This window comes from Roseobacter sp. CCS2, from assembly GCF_000169435.1.
In the GTDB taxonomy this organism is placed as follows: Bacteria; Pseudomonadota; Alphaproteobacteria; order Rhodobacterales; family Rhodobacteraceae; genus Yoonia.
On the sequence record NZ_AAYB01000001.1, the window covers coordinates 348,190 to 370,009 of the forward strand.

21 protein-coding genes, 1 tRNA gene and 2 pseudogenes are annotated in these 21,820 nt (G+C 54.6%); 18 read left to right on the forward strand and 6 right to left on the reverse strand.

The annotated features are described in order from the left end of the window. The first annotated feature begins 10 nt into the window (after window positions 1-10). The 5 genes from RCCS2_RS01775 to RCCS2_RS01795 are packed head-to-tail and all read left to right on the forward strand — an operon-like array spanning window position 11 to window position 7,633. Window positions 11-1,018 carry an AAA family ATPase gene (locus RCCS2_RS01775; protein ID WP_008230847.1) on the forward strand — a complete coding sequence of 336 codons (1,008 nt, stop codon included), beginning with the start codon at window positions 11-13 and terminating at the stop codon, window positions 1,016-1,018. Continuing rightward, window positions 1,015-1,887: a DUF58 domain-containing protein gene (locus RCCS2_RS01780; RefSeq protein WP_008230849.1), complete on the forward strand. Its 873-nt coding sequence runs from the start codon at window positions 1,015-1,017 to the stop codon at window positions 1,885-1,887. The genes RCCS2_RS01775 and RCCS2_RS01780 overlap by 4 nt, the downstream gene beginning before the upstream one ends. Further along, a complete protein-coding gene (locus RCCS2_RS01785) occupies window positions 1,887-4,640 on the forward strand; it encodes a DUF4159 domain-containing protein (protein ID WP_008230851.1) in 2,754 nt (917 codons plus the stop codon). The genes RCCS2_RS01780 and RCCS2_RS01785 overlap by 1 nt, the downstream gene beginning before the upstream one ends. A gap of 1 nt (window position 4,641) precedes the next feature. Next, a complete protein-coding gene (locus tag RCCS2_RS01790; protein ID WP_037293387.1) occupies window positions 4,642-6,708 on the forward strand; it encodes a membrane protein in 2,067 nt (688 codons plus the stop codon). Window positions 6,709-6,712: 4 nt separating this feature from the next. Then, window positions 6,713-7,633 (forward strand): endonuclease, encoded by a 921-nt coding sequence (locus RCCS2_RS01795; protein ID WP_008230854.1) that lies wholly within the window; start codon window positions 6,713-6,715, stop codon window positions 7,631-7,633. Here the strand turns inward: RCCS2_RS01795 and RCCS2_RS01800 are convergent. Both RCCS2_RS01800 and RCCS2_RS01805 read right to left on the reverse strand, forming a co-directional pair. After that, window positions 7,630-7,968 (reverse strand): hypothetical protein, encoded by a 339-nt coding sequence (locus tag RCCS2_RS01800; RefSeq protein WP_008230856.1) that lies wholly within the window; start codon window positions 7,966-7,968, stop codon window positions 7,630-7,632. The two genes, RCCS2_RS01795 and RCCS2_RS01800, sit on opposite strands and share 4 nt — an antisense overlap. Beyond that, window positions 7,965-8,663 (reverse strand): DUF599 domain-containing protein, encoded by a 699-nt coding sequence (locus RCCS2_RS01805; protein WP_008230858.1) that lies wholly within the window; start codon window positions 8,661-8,663, stop codon window positions 7,965-7,967. The genes RCCS2_RS01800 and RCCS2_RS01805 overlap by 4 nt, the downstream gene beginning before the upstream one ends. A 92-nt stretch (window positions 8,664-8,755) precedes the next feature. Here RCCS2_RS01805 and RCCS2_RS01810 point away from each other — a divergent pair, with 92 nt between their 5' ends. From RCCS2_RS01810 to RCCS2_RS01850, 9 genes and pseudogenes are all read left to right on the forward strand, one after another. Beyond that, the gene (locus RCCS2_RS01810; RefSeq protein WP_037293033.1) at window positions 8,756-10,189 is read left to right on the forward strand and encodes an FAD-linked oxidase C-terminal domain-containing protein; all 1,434 of its coding nucleotides are present in this window, start codon (window positions 8,756-8,758) and stop codon (window positions 10,187-10,189) included. Window positions 10,190-10,247: 58 nt separating this feature from the next. Further along, the gene (locus RCCS2_RS01815) at window positions 10,248-11,369 is read left to right on the forward strand and encodes an FAD-binding protein (RefSeq protein ID WP_008230860.1); all 1,122 of its coding nucleotides are present in this window, start codon (window positions 10,248-10,250) and stop codon (window positions 11,367-11,369) included. After that, complete coding sequence (gene glcF, locus RCCS2_RS01820; RefSeq protein ID WP_008230861.1) at window positions 11,369-12,688, forward strand: glycolate oxidase subunit GlcF; 1,320 nt, start codon at window positions 11,369-11,371, stop codon at window positions 12,686-12,688. The genes RCCS2_RS01815 and glcF overlap by 1 nt, the downstream gene beginning before the upstream one ends. Before the next feature lie 39 nt (window positions 12,689-12,727). Next, the gene (locus RCCS2_RS01825; protein ID WP_008230862.1) at window positions 12,728-13,552 is read left to right on the forward strand and encodes a trypsin-like serine peptidase; all 825 of its coding nucleotides are present in this window, start codon (window positions 12,728-12,730) and stop codon (window positions 13,550-13,552) included. 132 nt (window positions 13,553-13,684) lie between these two features. After that, complete coding sequence (locus RCCS2_RS01830) at window positions 13,685-14,152, forward strand: Hsp20 family protein (protein WP_008230863.1); 468 nt, start codon at window positions 13,685-13,687, stop codon at window positions 14,150-14,152. 146 nt (window positions 14,153-14,298) lie between these two features. Then, the gene (locus RCCS2_RS01835; RefSeq protein WP_156788400.1) at window positions 14,299-15,012 is read left to right on the forward strand and encodes a helix-turn-helix domain-containing protein; all 714 of its coding nucleotides are present in this window, start codon (window positions 14,299-14,301) and stop codon (window positions 15,010-15,012) included. 78 nt (window positions 15,013-15,090) lie between these two features. Next, the gene (locus RCCS2_RS01840; RefSeq protein ID WP_008230865.1) at window positions 15,091-15,414 is read left to right on the forward strand and encodes a VOC family protein; all 324 of its coding nucleotides are present in this window, start codon (window positions 15,091-15,093) and stop codon (window positions 15,412-15,414) included. Between the two features lie 18 nt (window positions 15,415-15,432). After that, window positions 15,433-15,723, forward strand: a pseudogene (locus RCCS2_RS01845) (transposase domain-containing protein); the annotation flags it as partial. Between the two features lie 46 nt (window positions 15,724-15,769). Beyond that, window positions 15,770-16,120 (forward strand): hypothetical protein, encoded by a 351-nt coding sequence (locus RCCS2_RS01850; protein WP_156788401.1) that lies wholly within the window; start codon window positions 15,770-15,772, stop codon window positions 16,118-16,120. A gap of 144 nt (window positions 16,121-16,264) precedes the next feature. Here RCCS2_RS01850 and RCCS2_RS01855 read toward each other — a convergent pair whose 3' ends face one another. Together RCCS2_RS01855 and RCCS2_RS01865 are read right to left on the reverse strand one after the other, a co-directional pair. After that, complete coding sequence (locus RCCS2_RS01855; protein ID WP_008230871.1) at window positions 16,265-18,505, reverse strand: UvrD-helicase domain-containing protein; 2,241 nt, start codon at window positions 18,503-18,505, stop codon at window positions 16,265-16,267. A 286-nt stretch (window positions 18,506-18,791) separates the two neighbouring features. Continuing rightward, on the reverse strand, window positions 18,792-19,364 hold the full coding sequence (locus tag RCCS2_RS01865) for a hypothetical protein (protein WP_008230873.1): 573 nt from the start codon (window positions 19,362-19,364) through the stop codon (window positions 18,792-18,794). Between the two features lie 204 nt (window positions 19,365-19,568). On the opposite strand from RCCS2_RS01865, the gene RCCS2_RS18060 reads away from it, so the two are divergent. Beyond that, complete coding sequence (locus tag RCCS2_RS18060; protein WP_008230874.1) at window positions 19,569-20,168, forward strand: recombinase family protein; 600 nt, start codon at window positions 19,569-19,571, stop codon at window positions 20,166-20,168. Here RCCS2_RS18060 and RCCS2_RS18830 read toward each other — a convergent pair. Next, window positions 20,160-20,801, reverse strand: a pseudogene (locus RCCS2_RS18830) (alginate lyase family protein); the annotation flags it as partial. The gene RCCS2_RS18060 and the pseudogene RCCS2_RS18830 overlap by 9 nt on opposite strands. Here RCCS2_RS18830 and RCCS2_RS18255 point away from each other — a divergent pair. From RCCS2_RS18255 to RCCS2_RS18510, 3 genes are read left to right on the forward strand one after another with little or no spacing between them, the layout of a single operon-like run. Further along, complete coding sequence (locus tag RCCS2_RS18255) at window positions 20,777-21,115, forward strand: hypothetical protein (protein ID WP_008230877.1); 339 nt, start codon at window positions 20,777-20,779, stop codon at window positions 21,113-21,115. The pseudogene RCCS2_RS18830 and the gene RCCS2_RS18255 overlap by 25 nt on opposite strands. Window positions 21,116-21,122: 7 nt before the next feature. After that, window positions 21,123-21,416, forward strand: a complete 294-nt coding sequence (locus tag RCCS2_RS18505; protein ID WP_198006997.1) for a tyrosine-type recombinase/integrase — start codon at window positions 21,123-21,125, stop codon at window positions 21,414-21,416. Window positions 21,417-21,419: 3 nt separating this feature from the next. Further along, the gene (locus tag RCCS2_RS18510) at window positions 21,420-21,665 is read left to right on the forward strand and encodes a site-specific integrase (protein ID WP_008230879.1); all 246 of its coding nucleotides are present in this window, start codon (window positions 21,420-21,422) and stop codon (window positions 21,663-21,665) included. A 68-nt stretch (window positions 21,666-21,733) separates the two neighbouring features. Here RCCS2_RS18510 and RCCS2_RS01885 read toward each other — a convergent pair. Next, window positions 21,734-21,807: transfer RNA gene (locus RCCS2_RS01885), tRNA-Cys, on the reverse strand. Between the last annotated feature and the right edge of the window lie 13 nt (window positions 21,808-21,820).

Consider the following 21,820-nt stretch of genomic DNA (forward strand, 5'->3'; position numbering starts at 1 on the left):
GAGGAATGTCATGGCCAACAATGCCGATCTCGTCGTTCAGATTGAAAACCTGGGCGCAAAGCTGGCAGAGGCGCGCACCAGCATCAGTGCCCGTTTCATTGGCCAACCACGCGTTGTGGACCTGACGCTGACCGCACTGATTTGCGGTGGGCATGCCGTGCTGATCGGCCTGCCCGGTTTGGGCAAGACGCGCCTTGTTGATACGCTGTCCACCGTGATGGGCCTAAACGGCAACCGCATTCAGTTTACACCAGACCTAATGCCTGCGGATATCCTTGGCTCCGAAGTGTTGGAAACGACCAAAGACGGTTCCCGCAGCTTTCGTTTCATTGAAGGTCCCATCTTTTGCCAACTTTTGATGGCGGATGAGATTAACCGCGCGTCCCCCCGGACCCAATCGGCCCTCTTGCAAGCCATGCAGGAAAAAGAAGTGACCATCGCAGGCGAACATCGCCCGCTTGGTGTGCCCTTCCACGTGCTAGCCACCCAAAACCCGATTGAACAGGAAGGAACCTATCCACTGCCAGAGGCGCAGTTAGATCGTTTCCTTGTACAGATTGACGTGCCCTACCCGGACCGTGACACAGAAAAAGACATCCTGATCGCTACTACTGGCGTTGAAGAGGCCGCATCAACAGCCGTCTTCACCGCACAGGAATTGCTTGACGCGCAAACCCTGCTGCGCCGCATGCCGGTGGGTGACAATATCGTCGAAATGATCCTTGATCTTGTGCGTGCTTGCCGCCCTGACGACGAAAACGCCCCTGATATTATCCGCCAGAACGTCAGCTGGGGTCCCGGCCCACGTGCTGCACAAGCACTGATGTTGACGGTGCGCGCACAAGCGCTGCTTGAAGGCCGCCTTGCACCATCAGCCGAAGATGTCCGCGCGATGGCTGTCCCTGTGCTGGAACATCGCATGGCCCTGTCCTTTGCGGCCCGTGCCCGCGGCGAAAGCATCCACCACGTCATCAATACTGTGGCAGATCAAATCACGACCGTGGCCAACGCTGCATGACAAACCCCCTCGCCCTCAGATCAGACGCCGAGGCGCTGGCCGCCCCGCTGCCCCCGCTTCTGGCGGAAGCAGAACACTTGGCGTCCGCAGTTCTGCTTGGCGATCATGGGCGCAGACGGGCGGGAACGGGCGATACGTTCTGGCAGTATCGTCCTGCGCAACCGCATGATGAGGCACGCAGCATCGATTGGCGACGCTCTGCACGGTCAGACGCCAATTTCGTGCAGGATAAAGAGTGGCAGATCGCACAGTCCATTATTCTTTGGGTAGATCAGGCGGCGTCAATGTCTTTTGGCTCTGATGACAACTTGCCAACCAAGGCACAGCGCGCACGCGCACTTGGGCTTGCCTGCGCGATCTTGCTGATCCGTGGCGGCGAACGCGTGGGGCTGACAGGGTTGCGCCTTCCACCGCGGCGGGGCGAAGCGCAATTGATGCAAATGGCGCAACTTTTGTCCCAAGAAGACGACACGGATTATGGCGCACCCGAAGCGCAAGGAATGCTGCCCCATTCTCGCGCGTTTTTCATCAGTGACTTTCTGGGCGACATCAAACCGATTGAAGAGGCGCTGCTGCGTGCAGCAGATCGCGGCGTGGGCGGGGCGCTTTTGCAGGTGCTTGATCCGCAGGAAGAGGCATTTCCTTTTGATGGTCGCACGATTTTTCAAAGCATGTCAGGGGCGATCCAGCACGAAACACTGAAGGCGGGCGACCTGAAAACCCGCTATCTTGACCGGCTGGCAGAGCGCAAGGATCGCTTGCAAAACCTTGCGCGTATCACCGGCTGGCAATTCCAAACCCACCATACAGGCGAAAGTGCGACCAATGCCCTTCTTTGGCTATACGGCGCGTTGGAGCATCACATCTGATGTGGTCTATCGGTCCCATAGGTTTTGCCGCCCCTTGGCTGTTGCTTGGCCTGATCGTGCTGCCGATCCTGTGGATTTTGCTGCGCGCGGTGCCACCTGCACCGATCCGCCGGCGCTTTCCCGGTGTGGCACTTTTATTAGGGCTGACCGACGACGAAAACCAAACTGACCGCACGCCATGGTGGCTGCTGTTGCTGCGTATCCTTGCTGTCGCGGCTGCAATCATTGGGTTCGCTGGCCCTGTTCTGAACCCACAAAACGCACGCGAAGGGTCTGGTGATCTGGTGATCCTGCTTGATGGGTCATGGGCCGGTGCGCCCAGCTGGCAAGCGCGTCTGGACCGCGTTGATACTCTGCTGACCGAAGCCGCACTTGCCGACCGGCGGACAGCCGTGGTCAACCTCAACGATCTGCCAGTGGGCGATCTGCCCTTTGCCGCCCCTGCCGATTGGCGAAATCGTCTGCCCAGCATTCAGCCACAACCATGGCAACCTGACGCACCGGCGGCGTGGTTTGCTGAGGTAGAAGGAAATTTTGAAACTTACTGGATTTCAGATGGGCTGGACTGGGATGGGCGCACAGATCTTTTAACCGAACTGGAACGCCGTGGCGGTGTGACTGTTTTCCAAACACCCCGTCAAACTATCGGCATCCGCCCGGCCCGCTTTGAAAACGGGGAAGTCATTGTGTCTGCCACCCGTTCCCCCATCGGCAACCCGCTTGAAACAATGGTTACTGCCGTAGGTTTTGATCCCGCTGGTGTCGAACGCCAGCTCGCAAGCGTCCCACTGACCTTTGAACCCGGCGCGCCGAGTGCAGAAACGGCGATGGTGCTGCCGCCTGAACTGCGCAACCGGATCACCCGGTTTGAAATTACAGGCCGACGCTCTGCTGGGGCTGTCAGCCTGACGGATGACGCGCTGAAACGGCGCGAGGTCGCCCTGATCGCCGGGCGGGACGATCGCGAAAGCCTCGAACTGTTATCCCCTCTGTTTTATCTGCGCGAAGCGTTGGAACCGACCGCAGATGTGATCGACGGCACGTTGGATGATATCCTGCTGGCCAACCCGGATGTCATTATTCTTGCTGATGTGGCCAACCTTGCTGGTCTTGAAGCGGACGCTGTATTGGAATGGGTCGAAAGCGGTGGGATGCTCTTGCGCTTTGCCGGCCCCCGGCTTGCCGCATCAGACCAAGGCCGCAACGCAGTGGACCCTTTGCTGCCCGTGCGCCTGCGCTCAGGTGGCCGATCGGTGGGTGGCGCGATGAGCTGGGGTGAACCTAAAACGCTGGCCCCCTTTGCCGCAGACAGCCCTTTCTTTGGATTGCCTGTCCCGGATGATGTCACCGTCACAAGCCAGGTTATGGCGCAACCTGACCCGACATTGGCTGACCGCGTGATCGCGCAGTTGACCGATGGCACCCCTCTTGTCACGCGCAACATCGTTGGTGAAGGCCAGATCGTGTTGGTGCATGTCACCGCGAATGCGGAATGGTCCAGCCTGCCCCTGTCCGGCCTTTTTGTACAAATGCTGGAACGGCTGGCCGTATCCACACGCCCGGCAAACCCCGATGCGACCGAACTTGTTGGGACAACTTGGCTGCCTAACAGGGTCTTGGATGGTTATGGTCGCCTTCAAGATGGCAGCGCCTTGCCCGGTGTGGCAGGTGAAGTATTGGCAGAAGGTATGCCCGGCCCCGCTTTGCTACCAGGGCTATACGCAGGTGGTGACCGCCAGCTTGCTGTAAATGTAATCGGAGAAGACACCGTGTTGAATGTTGCCCAGTGGCCTGCACGCATCGCAATTGAAGGTATGACAGTGGTCCGGGAAACCGCGCTAAAGGGCTGGTTGCTAAGCGCAACAGTGTTGTTGCTACTGATCGACGTCATTGCATCATTAGCTATTGGTGGCCGATTGAAGGGACCGCGCGCTGATGTCGCCGCAGCCTTCGCCCTTTTAGTTTTGTGGGCGCCGGACGCACAAGCGCAGACCACCGAAGACTTTGCTTTGCGCGCAACAACCGAGGTCGTTTTGGCGCATGTTCTGACCGGTGACGCCGAAATAGATGACATCGCCGAAGCTGGTTTGCTTGGCTTATCGCAAACACTGTTTCGACGTACGTCCATCGAACCCGCAGCACCCATTGGCGTAAACCTTGAAAGCGACGAGCTTGCCTTTTTCCCGTTCCTGTACTGGCCTGTTACTGCGGACCAACCACTGCCCAGTCGCGAGGCTTATGCCAAACTGAACCGCTATCTGCGTTCGGGCGGTATGATCATGTTTGACACCCGTGATGCCGATACCGCGCGCTTCGGCTCAGGCTCGCCCGAAGGGCAGCGTTTGCAGGCCATTGCCCGTTCCCTTGATATTCCAGGGATCGAACGTATCCCACCCGATCACGTTCTCACCCGCACGTTTTATCTCCTCCAAGATTTCCCCGGGCGCTATGCCAGCCGCGATGTCTGGGTCGAAGCCGCCCCGATTGACGCGCAACAGGTCGAAGGCATGCCGTTCCGCAACCTCAACGACGGGGTGACGCCTGTGATCATCGGCGGCAATGACTGGGCGCGGGCCTGGGCCGTTGACGGGAATGGGCGGCGCATGTTCCCGGTCGGGCGCGGCATGTCGGGCGAACGACAGCGCGAGATTGCACTGCGTTTCGGGGTGAACGTGATTATGCACGTTCTGACGGGCAACTATAAATCTGATCAGGTCCATGTCCCTGATCTGCTTGATCGGTTGGGGCAGTAGCATGAACGGCACGCTTGTCCTTGATCCGCTGATCCCACTTACCTTGCTTTATGGTGTTGCGGGCCTTGCCTTGCTTGCCCTGATCCTTGCAGTCTGGCGGCGGTTACCGGGCTGGTGGCTGCGCGGGTTGGCAGGGCTTGCCTTGCTGGCAGCCATCGCAAACCCAAGCATTCAGCAGGAAGACCGCGAACCGCTAAGCGATATCGTGATGATGGTGGTTGACGAAAGTGCCAGCCAACGCATCGGCGACCGCCCCGATCAAAACGCGGCGGCCATCGCGAATATCGAAAGCGAAATTGCGCGTCAGCCAAACACCGAACTACGGACCGTCACACTGGGCGATGGGGAAGGTGACCTTGGCACGACCCTGATGACCTCCCTGTCAGAGGCACTGGCAGAAGAGCCTCAAGCGCGGATCGCAGGCATCATTCTTGTCACGGATGGACGGCTGCACGATATCGAACGCGCACCCAGGCTGCCGGCACCCGTCCACACCTTGCTAACCGGCCAGCCTGATGACTGGGATCGGCGTTTGGTTGTCGAAAACGCGCCCGCCTTTGCAATCCTTGGTGAAGAGGTCAATCTGACCCTGCGGATCGAAGATCAGGGGGCCGCACCCGACGCAACCTCTGTACCGCTATCCATATCCATTGATGGCGACGCGCCTATCACCGTTCCGGTTCCAATTGGCGAAGATGTGCAACTGCCTATCACCTTGCCACATGGCGGTATGAACGTGTTGCAATTCACAATTCCAGACGCCGAGGGCGAACTGACCAACCGCAACAATGCCGCCGTCGTGCAAATCAACGGGGTGCGCGACCGTTTGCGCGTTTTGCTGGTGTCGGGCGAACCGCATCCGGGTGAACGCACATGGCGCAACCTGCTGAAATCCGATTCCTCAGTCGATCTGGTGCATTTCACCATTCTGCGTCCCCCCGAAAAGCAAGACGGCGTGCCAGTCAATGAACTGTCGTTGATCGCCTTTCCAACGCGTGAATTGTTCTTGGAAAAGATCAACGATTTCGATCTGATTATCTTTGACCGCTACCGCCGCCGCGGCATTCTACCCAGCGCCTATCTGGACAATATTCGGTCTTACGTCGAACAAGGCGGCGCGGTCCTGATTTCATCCGGGCCAGAGTATGGATCAGCCGAAAGTATCTATCGTTCACCCTTGGGGCAAATCCTGCCCGGTGCACCCACGGCGCGGGTCTTTGAAGAAGGGTTTGTGCCGCAAATCACGGACCTTGGTGCGCGCCACCCGGTAACCGAGGGGCTTGATGCGCTGTCCCCCAATCCCGATGGCGAAGGCCCCGGGTGGGGGCGTTGGTTCCGCCTTGTTGATGTGCTGGTGCCGCAGGATGCCATGACAGTTATGTCCGGCCTTGATGACCGTCCGCTGCTGACGCTGAACCGTGTCGGCGAAGGGCGCGTTGCATTGATCGCTTCAGATCATTCATGGCTTTGGGATCGTGGATACGAAGGCGGCGGGCCGCAATTGGAATTGCTGCGCCGTCTGGCCCATTGGATGATGAAAGAACCCGAGCTTGAGGAAGAGGCGTTATGGGTCGAACCGACCGGACAGACCATGCGTATCATCCGCCGCACCCTAGAGCTTGAGACTGGCGAGGTGACGATCACCCATCCGGACGGGACCGAAACAATACTGCAACTCGAAGAGGTTTCTCCGGGACGGTTTGAGGCCATTTGGGACGCGCCCGAAATTGGGCTGTATCGCCTGAACGACGGGGAAGAGACCGCTGTCATCGCCCTTGGCCCCGCGGCGCCGCGTGAATTTGAACAGACTATCGCAGATGCGGCATTGTTGACGCCGTTGGTGGACAGCACACGCGGTGGCATCGCCGCAATCTCCGCCGGCGATATTGACATCCGAACGGTACGCGAAGGGCGGCCCGCTGCCGGGCGCGGTTGGATCGGGATCACCCCGCGAGAGGCGTTCCGCACCGCTGAGATCAACATCAACCCGCTCTTACCTGCGTGGGCCTTCTTGTTGTTGGCGTCATTGCTGATAATCGGGGCATGGCTGCGCGAAGGGCGCCGATAGTACAATGATCGCCACGACCCTGAAAGCGCTTGGCATCATCATCCTTGCCGTGCTGACACTGGTGGGTTGCCAGACAATCCGCAATTCCGGAAACGTGCCGCTGCCCGAACCTGATGATAACACGCTGCGGGTCGCGACCTACAATGTGCACTACATCATCTTGGGCCGCGAAACCGGCGCTTGGTCTGTTGGGGATTGGGAACGGCGCAAGACGCCGTTTAACCTGGCTTTTAATGCCGTTGATGCCGATGTTATTGGGTTTCAGGAAATGGAAAGCTTTGGCCGTGGCAGTGGTGGACGGATAAACCTGACGCTTGATTGGCTATTGGAAAATAACCCCGATTATGCAGCCGCAGCCGTTGGTGACCCGGCTGCATTTCCTTCAACACAACCCATCCTGTATCGGTCCGACCGTCTGACCTTGTTAGACGATGGCTGGTTCTTTTTCTCAGACACACCGGATGTCATCTATTCGCGCACTTTCAACGGGTCTTTTCCGGCCTTCACATCGTGGGCGCAGTTCCGCGACAACACGAGTGGAGAGATCTTTCGCGTTATCAACTTGCATACCGATTATGCCAGCCGATCCAACCGCATCCAGTCGATCGAACTGGTGGCAGACCGCATTGCGCCTTGGATGGCGGATAATGAAACCCTTTTTGTGATCGGGGACTTTAACGGCCGGATCGGTGATACTGTGGTGAATATCCTTGCAGACAAGGGTTTGAACTTTGCGCCAGTGCAAGGATCGACCTTCCACTTCAACCGCGGGATCAACCTGTTCGGGGCCATTGATCACATAGCAAGCACCGGAAACGCCCAGCTGATCGGTCAACCCATAGTGTTGCGTCGTAAATTTGCGGGCGAATGGCCAACCGACCACTACCCCGTTATTGCAGACTACCGGCTTGGGCCAAGCCGCTAGTTGTCGAGAACAACTTCAAACAAGTCATCCGACCAGCCATCAACATTACAGCGGGCGCGCACGTAAACAACTGTGGCCCCTTCAGGAATGGCGACACCCGAAAGTGAACGCGTAAAGGGCTGTTCTGTCACATGAGGATGCAAAAGTTCACGGATGCCAAGGCTATTGCCGTCAGCATCCAGCACCTCCCATCCATCGGCATAGTGATCCCAACCCGTATCCGGATGGGACAGCGTTACGCTGAACCTGTCACCGCTCACAGTGACATTTTCTACAACCGGTCCGTCCGCAAATGCAGGGACGGCAAACAGGATCAAGGCACATGTCAGTCTCATGCCTCCTCCTTTAGCAGAATACTGCGCGGCAGCGACGCAAATTCCCGTGACCAGACGACCCAGACCACAAGCGCGGTCGCAATCATCAATGCAATCGGACCCAAGAGCCATGCGAGTGCGGCCAATGCAAAGTACATGGCGCGCAAACCGCGGTTAAAGTTGACCGCAGCACGAATATTCAGCTCTGCCGCTTGGGCTGCGCGGGGATAGGCAACCGGGTCTTTTGGATCATTCGGGACGGCCGCCATCATAACGGCGCAATAGCCAAAGACCCGGTTCGCCCAAACGAATTTCAAAAAGGCATTGGTCAGGAAGATTGCAACAAAAGCCAGCTTGAGTTGAAAAATCACAACCGGTACCGCCATCTCGGTCACCTCTGCTGCGACACCCCGCAAGGGTTCAGTGTTGCCTGCCAAGGCCAAGACGCCACCGACCGCCAACAAACAGGTAGATGCAAAGAATGACGTACCCTGCCGCAAGCTGGCCAAAATCTGACTGTCAAAGATGCGCGGATCGCGCGTAACAAAGACCTTCATCCAGTCGCGCCGCCGTTCTGACATCAGGATCGTGACCGACGGGCGTTTGGCGCCCGCATGTTCGATCATCCAACTGATCACAAACCATGCTATGACAATGGCCGCCGCCGCTGCCAAATCGAGCGGCCCCAAAAGTGCCATATGATCAAGTATTTGCATAAACGCTTATGTACCCTCTACAGTTGAGACTTGCTATATCTCAAAATTGGTAATATATTTTTACCAATCAGCTGATCAGGGGGAGTCGCCACGTGGAAATGCCAGCACCAGACGCCAATGTCATGTCACGAAAAGCACAGATCGTGGAGCGCTTGTCAGAGGTTTTACCGCGCGATGCCGTGATTTCGGACGAAAGTGAAACGCGTGCTTATGAATGTGACGCCCTGACAGCCTATAAATGTCCGCCGCTTTGCGCGGTCCTGCCTGCAAATACCAAAGAGGTCGCGGACGTCCTACGCATCTGTCACGAAATGGGCGTGCCTGTCGTGCCGCGCGGGTCCGGCACTTCGCTGGCTGGTGGTGCATTGCCGACAGCTGATTGCGTCATCCTTGGCGTGGCCAAGATGAATGATGTGATTGAGACGAACTATGACGACCGTTATATCCGTGTGCAAACGGGCCGCACAAATCTGTCGGTAACAGGCGCGGTTGAGACAAATGGCTTTTTCTACGCACCTGACCCGTCCAGCCAGCTGGCCTGTGCCATTGCCGGCAACATCGCGATGAACTCTGGCGGGGCGCATTGCCTGAAGTATGGCGTGACCACAAACAATCTGATGGGCGTGACCATGGTTCTGATGGATGGGACCATTGTTGAAATCGGTGGCGCGCATCTGGATGCGGGCGGTCTGGATATTCTGGGCGTGATCTGCGGCTCGGAAGGGCAGCTAGGCGTCGTCACCGAAGCCACACTGCGCATCCTGCACAAGCCAGAGGGCGCGCGCCCTGTTTTGATGGGCTACGATAGCTCGGAAGTGGCCGGTCAGGTGGTGACCGACATCATCAAGGCGGGCATCCTGCCGGTCGCAATCGAATTCATGGACCGTCCTTGCATTGAGGCGACCGAAGCCTTTGCCAAGGCAGGTTATCCGATGTGCGAAGCGCTTTTGATCGTTGAGGTCGAAGGGTCTGATGCTGAAATTGACGCGCAATTGAAACTGATTATGGATATCGCTGCCAAGCATAACCCAGTAGAGCTGCGCGAAGCGAAAGACGCTGATGAGGCAGGCCGCATCTGGCTGGGCCGTAAATCCGCTTTCGGTGCGATGGGCCAGATCAACGATTACATGTGCCTCGACGGCACGATCCCTGTGTCATCCCTGCCCTTCGTGCTTAAACGGATTGGCGAGATGTCGAAAGAATTCGGCCTTGATGTGGGCAATGTGTTTCATGCAGGCGACGGAAACATGCACCCGCTAATCCTGTTTGATGCCAACAAACCCGGCGATCTGGAGTTGTGCGAAGACTTCGGCGCGGAAATCCTGAAGCTTTGCGTCGAGGTCGGTGGTTGCCTTACAGGCGAACATGGTGTGGGCATCGAAAAGCGCGATCTGATGAACGTGCAGTATGATCCGGCGGATTTGGAAGCACAGATGGCGATCAAAGATATCTTTGATCCAGCATGGTTGTTGAATGCCGCAAAAGTGTTCCCACTGAACACGTCCGAAGCGCGGCGCGCGGCGTAAGGGGCGCTGCCCACGCTTCGCGCCCCCGAGGTATTTTCAAACATGAGAAGAAGATAACATGACGCCGAAAAACGAAAAGGAATTGGCCCAGATGATCACTGGGGCCAATGGTACTTTACGGATCAAAGGTGGTGGTACGCGGCCTATCGGGCAGTGTGACGGTGATGAGCTGAACACATCTGCGATGAGCGGGATCAGCCTTTATGAACCCGGCGCGCTGACGATTGTGGCTGGCGCAGGCACACCGATTGCCGAGGTCGAAAAGGTACTGGCCGCAGAAAACCAGCGCCTTGCATTTGAACCGATGGATCACCGCGCGCTGTTGGGCACCAAAGGCGCGCCGACACTGGGTGGCATGGCTGCCGCCAATGTATCCGGCCCCCGCCGCATATCAGTCGGTGCCTGCCGCGATTTTATGCTGGGTGTGCGGTTTGTCGATGGGCAAGGCAATATCGTCAAAAACGGTGGCCGCGTGATGAAAAATGTCACCGGGTATGACCTTGTGAAGTTGCTGACGGGGTCATATGGCACCTTGGGCGTGCTAACAGAAGTGTCGCTAAAAGTGCTGCCAAACGTCGAAACTATTGGCACCGTGATGTTGTATGGCCTAACTGATACGAAAGCGATTGAGGCTATGTCAGCCGTACTCGGTTCACCTTTTGAAGCGACCGGTGTCGCGCATTTTCCGAAAAGCAAATTTGGCGATCCGCTGACCATGATCCGCGTTGAAGGGTTTGAAACCTCTGTCACCTACCGCGCTGAAAAGCTGCGCGATCTGCTCAAACCATTCGGTGACGCAGAAATTCAGATTGGTGCGACAGAGGGGCCCGGTTCGCCCGAAGGGTGGTCTTGGGTACGGGATGTGACAGCATTTGCCGAACATCCCGGTGATGTCTGGCGTATTTCGGCCAAACCATCAGAGGCAGCAAACCTTGTGGCCAAGATGGAGGCGAATGCCGTACAATATGATTGGGGTGGCGGCTTGATCTGGGCGTTGACAGACGAAGGCCGCGACTTGCGCGCGGCGTTAGGTGACTTTGACGGTCACGCGACCCTCATCCGCGGCAAAGCCGATGTCCCCACCTTTCAACCTGAAGTGCCCGCCTTGGCCGCCATCACGGCTGGCCTGCGCGCGAAATTTGACCCACGTGGCATTCTTAATTCCGGGATCATGAGCTGATGCAAACGACCTTTACGCCCGAGCAGTTGAAAGATCCCGCTATCCAGCGCTCAAACGAGATTTTGCGCTCTTGCGTGCATTGCGGTTTTTGCACGGCAACCTGCCCGACCTATCAGGTGCTTGGCGATGAACTCGACAGCCCGCGCGGGCGAATCTACCTGATTAAGGACATGCTTGAGAATGAGCGTAAGCCGGACGCAAAGACGGTCAAACACATCGACCGCTGCCTGTCCTGCCTTGCCTGTATGACAACCTGTCCGTCAGGTGTGCACTATATGCATCTGGTTGATCATGCGCGCGCCTACATCGAAAAGAACTATGACCGGCCGTGGTCCGACCGCGCCCTGCGCTGGATTCTTGCGCGTATTCTACCCTATCCGATGCGGTTCCGTGTGGCCTTGCTGGGCGCTAAGATCGGGCGGCCTTTTGCGCGGCTGATGCCGGACGCCCGCCTGCGCGCGATGCTGGAAATGGCCCCGAAAACCATTCCACCAGTCAGCCGCAATGATGACCCGCAGACCTTTCCTGCACAGGACAAAAAGATGCGTGTGGCCCTTATGACGGGTTGCGCGCAAAAGGCACTGAATACGGATATCAACGACGCTACCATCCGTTTGTTGACCCGCTTGGGTGCTGAAGTTGTGGTGGCAGAGGGTGCAGGCTGCTGTGGCGCACTGACCCATCATATGGGCAAAGAAGATGAAAGCCATGCGACGGCGGCCAAAAATATCCGTGCCTGGGCCAAGGAAATGGACGGTGACGGGCTTGATGCCGTCGTCATTAATACGTCCGGCTGCGGGACGACCGTTAAAGACTACGGGCATATGTTCCGCAACGATGCGCTGGCTGATGACGCCGCGCGGGTGTCTGGTATCGCGATGGATGTGTCTGAAATTCTGATGAAGCTGGACATGCCAGAAGGCGAAGATAAAGGCACCAAAGTCGCCTATCATGCCGCCTGTTCATTGCAACACGGCCAGCAGATCAAGACGTTCCCCAAGGACCTGCTGAAGAAAGCTGGCTTCACAGTTTTGGAGCCTGCAGATAGCCACCTGTGCTGCGGTTCTGCGGGCACTTATAACCTGATGCAGCCTGAAATTTCAAAGCAGCTCAAGAACCGCAAGGTCCAAACGCTTGAGGCACTGACGCCCGATATCATTTCGGCTGGCAATATCGGTTGCATGATGCAGATCGGCGGCGGCACCGAGGTGCCCATCGTGCATACGGTCGAGCTTTTGGACTGGGCGACAGGTGGTCCGCAGCCCCCTGCACTGACGGCGCCGGGCAAACGTGAGCCGCAGATACCAATTTTGCGATAGTGTCATAATGCTGCCCCAACTCTTGGCCACAGTGCAGGTATGAAGCAGTTCTTGACGATACGACAGATCCTTATGGCGGCGGTTTTGGCCGCAACCAGTGTTATGCCAGCGCAAGCGCAGAACGCAGGTTTGGTCACATTGGAAACACGGCAAGACAGCCAAGGCTGGGAGGCCGTGGGCCGCCTTGATATTCGCGGTAAGGGCTTTTGCACGGCGGCACTTATCAGGGACAGATTGATCCTCACAGCGGCGCATTGCCTTTATGATGTCGACGGATCCCTGATTGACCCGCGGCGGTTTTCATTCCTTGCAGGGCTGCGCGATGGGCAGGCACAAACCACACGGTCGGTCATGCGCGCAATTGCACATCCTGATTACATCCACTCTGGTAACGCGACAAACGCAAGCGAGGTCGCAATCGATATCGCTGTGCTGGAACTTGACCGGCCTATCCGAAGCACGCGGATGCGGCCCTACCGCATTGCCCAGCGCCCCATTACAGGTGATGAGGTCGGTGTTGTATCCTATGGCCGCGGGCGCGAAGATGCCGCCAGCCTGCAACAGGTCTGCAACGTTCTGGGACGGCAAACAGGTGTCATCGTCATGACCTGCGACGTTGAATACGGCTCTAGCGGATCACCGGTTTTTATGGTCCGCGAAGGTGAAACCCGGATTGCATCAGTCGTTTCAGCCATGGCCCATGTGAACGGGCAGAAGGTGTCACTCGGCACATCGCTGGAGGGGCCTTTGAACGCGCTTCTTAGCCACTTTGCCACTTTGGGCCCTGCACGGCCCGGTGGCACGCAACGGCTGATTGATGTGAACGAACGCAACGATACTGGGGCGAAATTCGTCCGCCCTTGACCCCCTTGAAAGCGGGGAATGATATTCCCAAATAATGGTGACGGGGACGCCAATGATGGGTCCTCGGCAAACCGGCTTGTCCCCTATGGGAAAGCTAGAACATTGTTATCGCTTAAGAAAAGGATGACCCAAATGCGTGCATTTGATCTGACACCCCTCTACCGTGCCACCGTTGGTTTTGACCAAGTTGCCGATCTTATGGATCGTGCCCTTGCCAATGATGTCGGCCAAAACAGCTATCCCCCTTACAATATCGAAAAAACCGATGATGACGCATGGCGCATTTCCATCGCCGTCGCTGGTTTTTCCGATGACGACCTCGCGATTGAGGTCAAAGACCGCTCACTGCAAGTCACAGGCCGCAAAGCCGCTGATGAGACCGAGCGCAACTACCTGCACCGCGGCATCGCCACCCGCGCGTTCGAGCGTCGTTTCCACTTGGCCGACCACGTCCGCGTGACAGGGGCTGCGCATGAAAACGGCATGCTGCATATTGATTTGATGCGTGAAGTGCCAGAGGCGCTGAAGCCCCGCCGGATTGAGATTTCCGCGGCTGGCAAGACCGATGCGAATTTGGTTGAGGCGAAGTCGGTTAATTAAAGGTAAAGAGCAAAGCTACTGAGGCGCGCGACCTGAAAAGGTTGCGCGCCATTTCGTTTGCTTAAATTTGATAAGTTGTGAATGACGGCTTTGAGCCCAATTCGACAAATGCTGCGCTGACCACGAATGTCGGCTATAGTTTGTGAATGAGCCAAGTATCAGCCACAGAATTTCCTATCGCAAAACCACTTGGGCAAAACTCAAGCGAGATGGCGACAGCGCGCATCAAGATCATCGTCGCAGGCCAAGGTTTTTTCGATATCGCAGGTCAAATAAGAACCGCTTTCGTTGTCGGAAGCCGCGCTACGCCTATAGACGTATCTTATTCTGAAAACGCGAGCTGTACCGAGTTCACACTTCCAGCATGGGTCGGAACTGCAGTGCTTGGCGTTTCTGGGCGCGAGCTGAGCCATGAGGTTCATGACTTGTCCGACCTTCCAGTCACCCCGTTCCTTACCGCAATTCAGCGAGATGCACCTGATGCGCCCGATATCGCAAGGCTGGCTTACATGAACTGGAGTGCTTGGCGTGGCACCGCAGATGCCCAAATCGCTCAGCGCGTGTGGCACACCCTACAAGCTGCGCCGGCACGGAAGTTGAGTGATATCGCAGATCACCTTGGTTTGAGTGATAGACGCGTCAGGGCAGCGGTGAGGGAAGAAACCGGCCTTACAGCTGCCCAATGGCGAAAGCTGATCAGACTTGAGAAATCCAGCCATGCGATCACGACCAGCATAGAACCCATGTCAGCCGTCGCCTTCAATTCGGGCTATGCTGACCAGAGTCATATGAACCGCGACTTCAGAGAGTTGGCTGGCACCAGTCCAGCGATGTTGAGGCGATCCGCCTTGAGCGGGTAAGCCGTTACTTCCGTTCTGTTCAAGATCGGTCGGCCTTGATGGGTTATTGTTCTTTGCAAAGCTATAAGGACCGAAATCATGAAACCATCCTATCTTGAAATTGGCGCACCCGATGCCGCCAATGCCCAAAGCTTCTTTGCAGACCTTTTCGAATGGTCGTTCACCCCAATGGAAAACGGCGGCTGGTTCGAGTCCGGAGATATCAAGACCGGCCTGCATGGCAATGATGACCGACCAGCCATTGTTGTCTACTTTACCGTTCCTGACATTGAGGCCACCGTCGCAAAAGTGCGCAGTCTTGGGGGAACCGCTGACGATCCAACGGCAGAAGAGCCCGGGTTTGGAAGGTTTTCAACCTGCACTGATCCGCAAGGTATTCGTTTTGGTCTTCGCCAAGAGTGAAAAGCTATAGCTGACATTCGGATACCCAAAGCACGTGGATACCTCGATCATGGTTATCTGGAATTGGATAATAACACCGCCGAACGCGCAATGCGCCCGATTGCACTGGGCCGCAAGAACTACCTGTTCATGGGATCGCAGCGTGGCGGCAAATCCGCTGCTATTGCATACACCTTGATCGAGACCGCCAAGCTCAACAATGTCGATCCGCAGGCATGGCTAACATGGGTGTTGGACCGCATCGCGGATCATAAGATCAACCGCATTGATCAGCTGATGCCATGGCGTTATGCTGCTAAGGCAGCTTAGCTGGTATTGCAGACACCGCGCCAGAGCGCATCCAAAGAATGTCACTTTGAAAGGTATTGGTATGAACCTAATAAAGTCTTTTGGTTTATCGGCGTTGTTCGGAATTGTGTTCTCCAATCTGGCCTTTGCAGAACAGCATGCTCCAATATCTGGTGTTTTTCTTACTGAGTTAGCTGATGAAGGTTCCGTGAGTGTATTGCGGATTGAACCAGGCACCCAATCACAACTTCGGGTTGGCGATATTCTGCAAACCTACGTACCGACCGGAGAAAGCATTGGCTCCATTTCCGAGCTGTCTGAGATTGTAAATCGTGAACAGGGTTATGGACTGAGCGTATTTCCTTTTAGCGTTGTTAGGAATGACATGATGTGGGTGGTTACCTTGACATTGCCTTAGGGGCCATTGAACCTACAAAGGTTGCGTTCGTCGCCTGACCGGATTCATCGGACGGATAACGTGCACCCTCTCCTAAGCGTTCTCATGAGAAAATCAGGACTTTGCGCCGCAATTACCTGTATGTTTGAGTCTGCATAGGCAAGTTTACTTCTCTACCAAGCTGCCTCTATCGATAGCAAGGTCAAGGACGTCGGAAGGCCCACCCTCATCATCTGAGGAGGAAATATGCAGCCGGTTTTCTGCACGACTTGCCCCAAGGTACGTGTTTGAGATGAGTTGCCTCCGTCTACCGACACCAGAATTCTTTGGTGCTTCCGACCGGTTAACGTTTACTAAGAAGACGGTATCAAATTGAAGCCCTGCCACGTATTCCGGCATACTAAACACAAATCGTCGCCCAATATGTCGCAACTCGGAGGTCACCTCTCTACTATCGACGAGGAATGCATCTGACTTAAAACGTCCGCGCAAGGTCGGAAGGTATTTGTCGAAGATTTCTTCGGAAACACATAATACCGCAACTCGCCGTCCCCCACCTTCAATTTTCTTAGCAAGTTTCTTTGCTTCCGCAAAAACACCATCAAGTAATTTGACAACGTCGTCGAACCTCTCAACCGTCGGCACCGCCGCATCTGGCAATTCCGCCTCTCCAACATAGGCATCCCATTCGCCCGGAATATCAATTGCAGGGAAAGCGGAGTCTAGGTCCTTGAGAAACTCTGCAATCTGAGGGGTATACCGAAATACTTGATTAAGCTGCACCAATTCAGAATTTTGTAGTCCGCTCTTGGCAGATAGAATGGACCCATCCGCAGCAAAGTAATCAATAAACGAATCTCGCGGACTCTGCTTCAAATCATAAGCCATGAAAATGCTGGGACGGTCGGGTTTGCCGTCGATATCGAAATCACGTTTTACTAGCTTTTGCAGGGTTTGTTTTTCCAAGGCGGTAAAGAGATGGAGTTCGTCTACAAAGATTGCGTCATAGCCCTCCCGTTGGCGCTCACGATCCCAAGCATTTGAGTCCAAGAATGAGTCAAAATCTGCAACCATCTCATCGATACTTAAAGCATTCATATCGAAGAGGTGCTTTCGATAGATAGCGTGTACATCCAAAACAAAGCGTCGATCTATCTCGGCTGGTAGAGCTAGTAGCCAGTTAGGACGCCGCCCTCTCTTGATATATTTTTCACCCGTTTCTTCGCCGCGCCTGATCCCTTCGGCATCTATGACACTGGAAAATTCATTCATTAGCTCAGCAATGAATGCGGGGTCCTTGTCTAAGATAGACGACTTCCAACGCTTCGATAGTTCCTGACTGATTCCGCCGTACCGAGATTTAAATATTGGGGAACCCCAACCCTCCTTCAACGCAATTTTGATCAAATCATATTGAAAATGTCGCCCTTCAACACCATCAAGGGAGACAGGTGTCAGTTCTCTTAGCGGAAAGTTCAGATGATGGTTTGCTAAGTCGTACAAAGTACGAATTTCAATCCGACCACCCCCTGATGTGAACTCTCGAAGCTTTGCTTGAGAGATCAAGCTTTCGCTAATCGCCTGAATAAGATCAACGGATGCCTGACTATGAACTACGAAGCATAGTCTGAACGGCTCATTGCCGTTTTCGAACGCCAAACTATCCATGAGCATCTTGATGACTAAAGCCAATGTCTTGCCCGTACCTGCCGCTCCCCGCAGACGAACGGGACCATCATAGGGGAGGTCTACAAACCGCCTCTGCTCCTGTGTCAGTTTTTTCTCATACCACTCATTCAAGTCAGCGCCCTGAACAAATCCATGAGGTAGACGCTCACTTAGTACAATTCCTGCTGTATCATCTTCCTCTTTAAGTGTGCCATCTGTCAGGATCGCCTCGGCAAAGTGCTTTTTTGCGACTGTATAAATACTGTTGCCGTCCCCAAGCTCATCGAACTGTATGGTTTTCTTTGTATAGGCGAAGAAATACAGATCGCCCGAACCATTTGGGTTTTTTTTAGCGTTTAGTCGTGCACCCTTACCTGTGTGGTGATTACCTGCATAGAAAGACAAGACGTCGTTCTCCGAATACGGCTTCCAGTTTGTCGGAATTTGTGAGGATGCGAAAAAATGCGCCGCACTTGCTGCAATAATCCGGTCCAACATTGAAGCATTTGGGCGGCCATCAGCAAAGATTGAGTACTTACCACCAAGTCGGATCACTACTGTTTCCACTTCATCAGATTGGAGGTCGTCCTCAATGATGTAGACGAGCCCACCCTCTATGAGGACGCGCTTTAGACCATGATTGCCACTCGGCAGATTGAACTTGGAAAACCATTCATCGGAAATCCCAAATCTTTGCAAGCGGCTAACACTCTCTTTGGTTAAGATTAGTGCTTTCATGGTGCTGTCTCCGTAAATGTTAGTGCTAAGTCGTCCAGGACCATCGAGTGCATCTCTTTAAATGCATCGGGCAAGCCGACTCGACTAAATTGGTAAGCGAAGAGTTGAGCGAGCTTGAACTGAAATATGGGAGTGAGTTTCGCAGTCCTCACCGCACTTATTTTCTTTGTGCTCGCGCGTGTTAGATGCCCGCGTTGCGACCGAAAAACGTCTTTCTCACCAATAGCGTAGATTCTTCGCATCCTGACTACAAAGCCCAGTTCGCTCTGGCCAAAAATCTCGTTTATCACCAGATGACCATCGCCCATCTGTGTATACGCGCTTTGCAGTTGTTTTTTGCAAAACCAGACTCATCCTTTTGATTAGAGCAGATTCTGGCGAAAGTTTCGGCAGAAGTTCTCGCGACCCCAAATGCGCTCTGGTACTGATCAATGAGATCGGAAAGACGCTTCTGTGTCTTTTGGTTTAGGCTTGCCGAAACGGATAGACTTTCTACAATACAATCACAATCCTCACTGCCTAACCATTCAGTCAGATGCCGTTCTTCTTCGTGCGAAGCATCGCAAAGACCCAGTATGTTGCGTAGTATCTGGGTTTTTTGGTTGGCGACGAAATCAGCCAGCCAAAACTCATGGATGTATTCTGTAAGCGTGTAAACAGGCAGGTAGGACACGACTCCATCTATTTTCCCGTTCGCCAAATCACAGTCTGCATTTATCACAACGCCTAAATAGGGCGGTTCTTTTTTGCCTATTAAGTGGAAGATATCGCCTTGTCCCAAGACTTCCGCCTCCGACACAGATCGTGTTTCGAACTTATCACCATCAAAATCTTTTTTCACTGCTAATGCACCGTTCAACTAGATCACCTTACAACCATAAGGCGTGCTGCATCAACAGGTCCAGCCAAAATCTCAGAAACGGTCGTTTCCGACGTCTTGAAACCTCACGGCGATCCTTCGTGCCCTGCGCAATTGGCACAGCTATGGGAATTGTCGGAACTGCCTATCGATACAGTTGATGGGCACCGTTATCCCAGACTTGAGTTTCGAGAAGGAGAAATCATGAAGATTGGATATGCCCGCGTCAGTACTGACACCCAAACACACGATGCACAAATCACTGCGCTGGAAGCAGCAGGATGTGACCGAATTTTCACTGAGACCACATCTGGTGCAAAGAAAGATAGACCCATCCTCACAGAGGTGATGGATTACCTTCGTCCCGAAGCTGATGACACGCTCGTCGTCTATAAACTGGATCGCGTGGCCCGCAGTCTTCCCCATCTGATAGAGATCATGGATTGTCTGAAATTAAATGGCATCGCATTTCGATCTGTAACCGAAGCCATCGATACCAACACATCTTCGGGCAGGCTGATGTTCCACGTCTGCGCTTCAATCGCTGAGTTTGAACGTGATCTCATTCGTGAACGGACGCAGGCAGGATTAAAGGCGGCTAGAGCGAAGGGACGGATCGGCGGTCGGCCACGTCAGATGACCGACGACAAGATCAACGCAGTGCGTGAACTGCTGGCCACAGGCACTGCTGTTAAAGACGCTGCGGCGGCGGTAGGCGTATCCATCAATCAGGCTGTTGTCGTCATTGGCTGCGATCATAAAGCGGATCGCATCGTGGATAGAGACGCCATTGGGTGCATATGAATACAAATCGACGCCTTGATTGCGGGCAGCCTCGGCGATGGTCAGCAAATGGGCGATATTGCGGCTTTGGTAGACGACACCCCACTGGCCCCTTGCGGTCTCGAACGGAAAGCTGCCATCTGGCCGCAGTTGATCGATCTGGTCGTAGTAGCCGTCACGAACCCCGCTCTCAAACCAGTATTTGCGATTAAAGATGGCACCCGCGAACACGCGTGTCATCGCTTTGGACGTGTTGCGATTATTGCGATCTGGGCGTTCCTGCTGGGTGCGGCTTACCATCCGAAGCAGCCACGGCTCAATGGTCACTTTGTCGTCTGCATTCATGTTTGGGTACGTCAGCAGCACTTGCCACGCGGGCAACAGAAACTGGGTGACCTGACCAGCGGCATAAGACGACGCGTTCGTTTTGCCGGTCAGGCGGAACGCATCCGCATCTGCAAACCTACGCAGGTTTTTGATCGCATCCTGCGCATATATTGGATTACCCGTGTCGAGGTATTGCATGGCAACACCATTCACAGCTTCGGTAAACTTCTTTGGTTCTTGAGAGAATCCCGACCATCCACCTGTGCCGTTAATCACATTTGGCTGGAACTGCGCCAACGCTGGTGGCTGGTATCCCCGGCCAGTCATCGGTAAAGCGGATTGCACTGCAACTTGGCTTTAAAGAAGCGACCGACGGACGAGGACTCGCCAAGCTAGTGCTGGGTCATGCGTTAACTCCGAACAGCATGGAAAAGCTCTTCAACAAGGTCAGGCTGACTTTGGGGGAAACGCATACCAAACGGATGTTGCCTGCCAGCATAGACGAATTGGACAAACTGTATGAGGGTGACATTGATGGTTTCGAACGGCTGGAAAGAACACTGTCGCCTTGCCTGATGGTATGTGTGGAAAGAGCACGGGAACCCAGCCAAAGGAATTCCACTTTTCAAACAGCAAGGTGACGGTTGGTTGCCATGGCCTGAAGACGTGCGTGAGGAGTTCGAAATTGTTGCCACGGACCGGGCGCGGCTTGTTTATGAGCTTTGTCTAGGCTTAGGGCAGCGCATTGGAGATATTTTGAAGATCCGATGGGACCATATCAATGATGGTCACTATGACTTGACCCAAGGTAAAACGGGTAAGTTTCTCCGGATACCTTTGACTGACCGCCTCAAATCTTACTTAGATACCGTCGAGAAAAAGGGGTTAACCGTGATTACCGATAATGTGGGTCGTCCGGTGAAATACCGTACAATTGCTTAGGAAATGCGCGAAGTGAAGGCGAAGATGGAGCATCCTGACGCAAAAAAATATGTCACCCATGGTTTGCGGAAGAACGCAACAATAGAACTCTACGAAGCGTGTGGAGATGACGAATTGGTAAAAGCGGTGACAGGGCATTCTAGTATTGAAATGCTTAAGAAGTACGGGGGGCAGGTTCGTCAAAGAGTTTTGGCTGAGCAAGCACAAGAGGCGCGGAATCGGATGGAACGGAACAAGACCGAAACATGAAAGTTTCAACATCTGTTTCAAAAAACGGGTATCGAAAGTAAAAATATGACACAAGCCATTGAAAACATTGGAGGCGAGTACCGGAATCGAACCGGTCTACACGGATTTGCAATCCGCTGCATAACCTACCTGCCCACTCGCCTCGTGACCCCGTC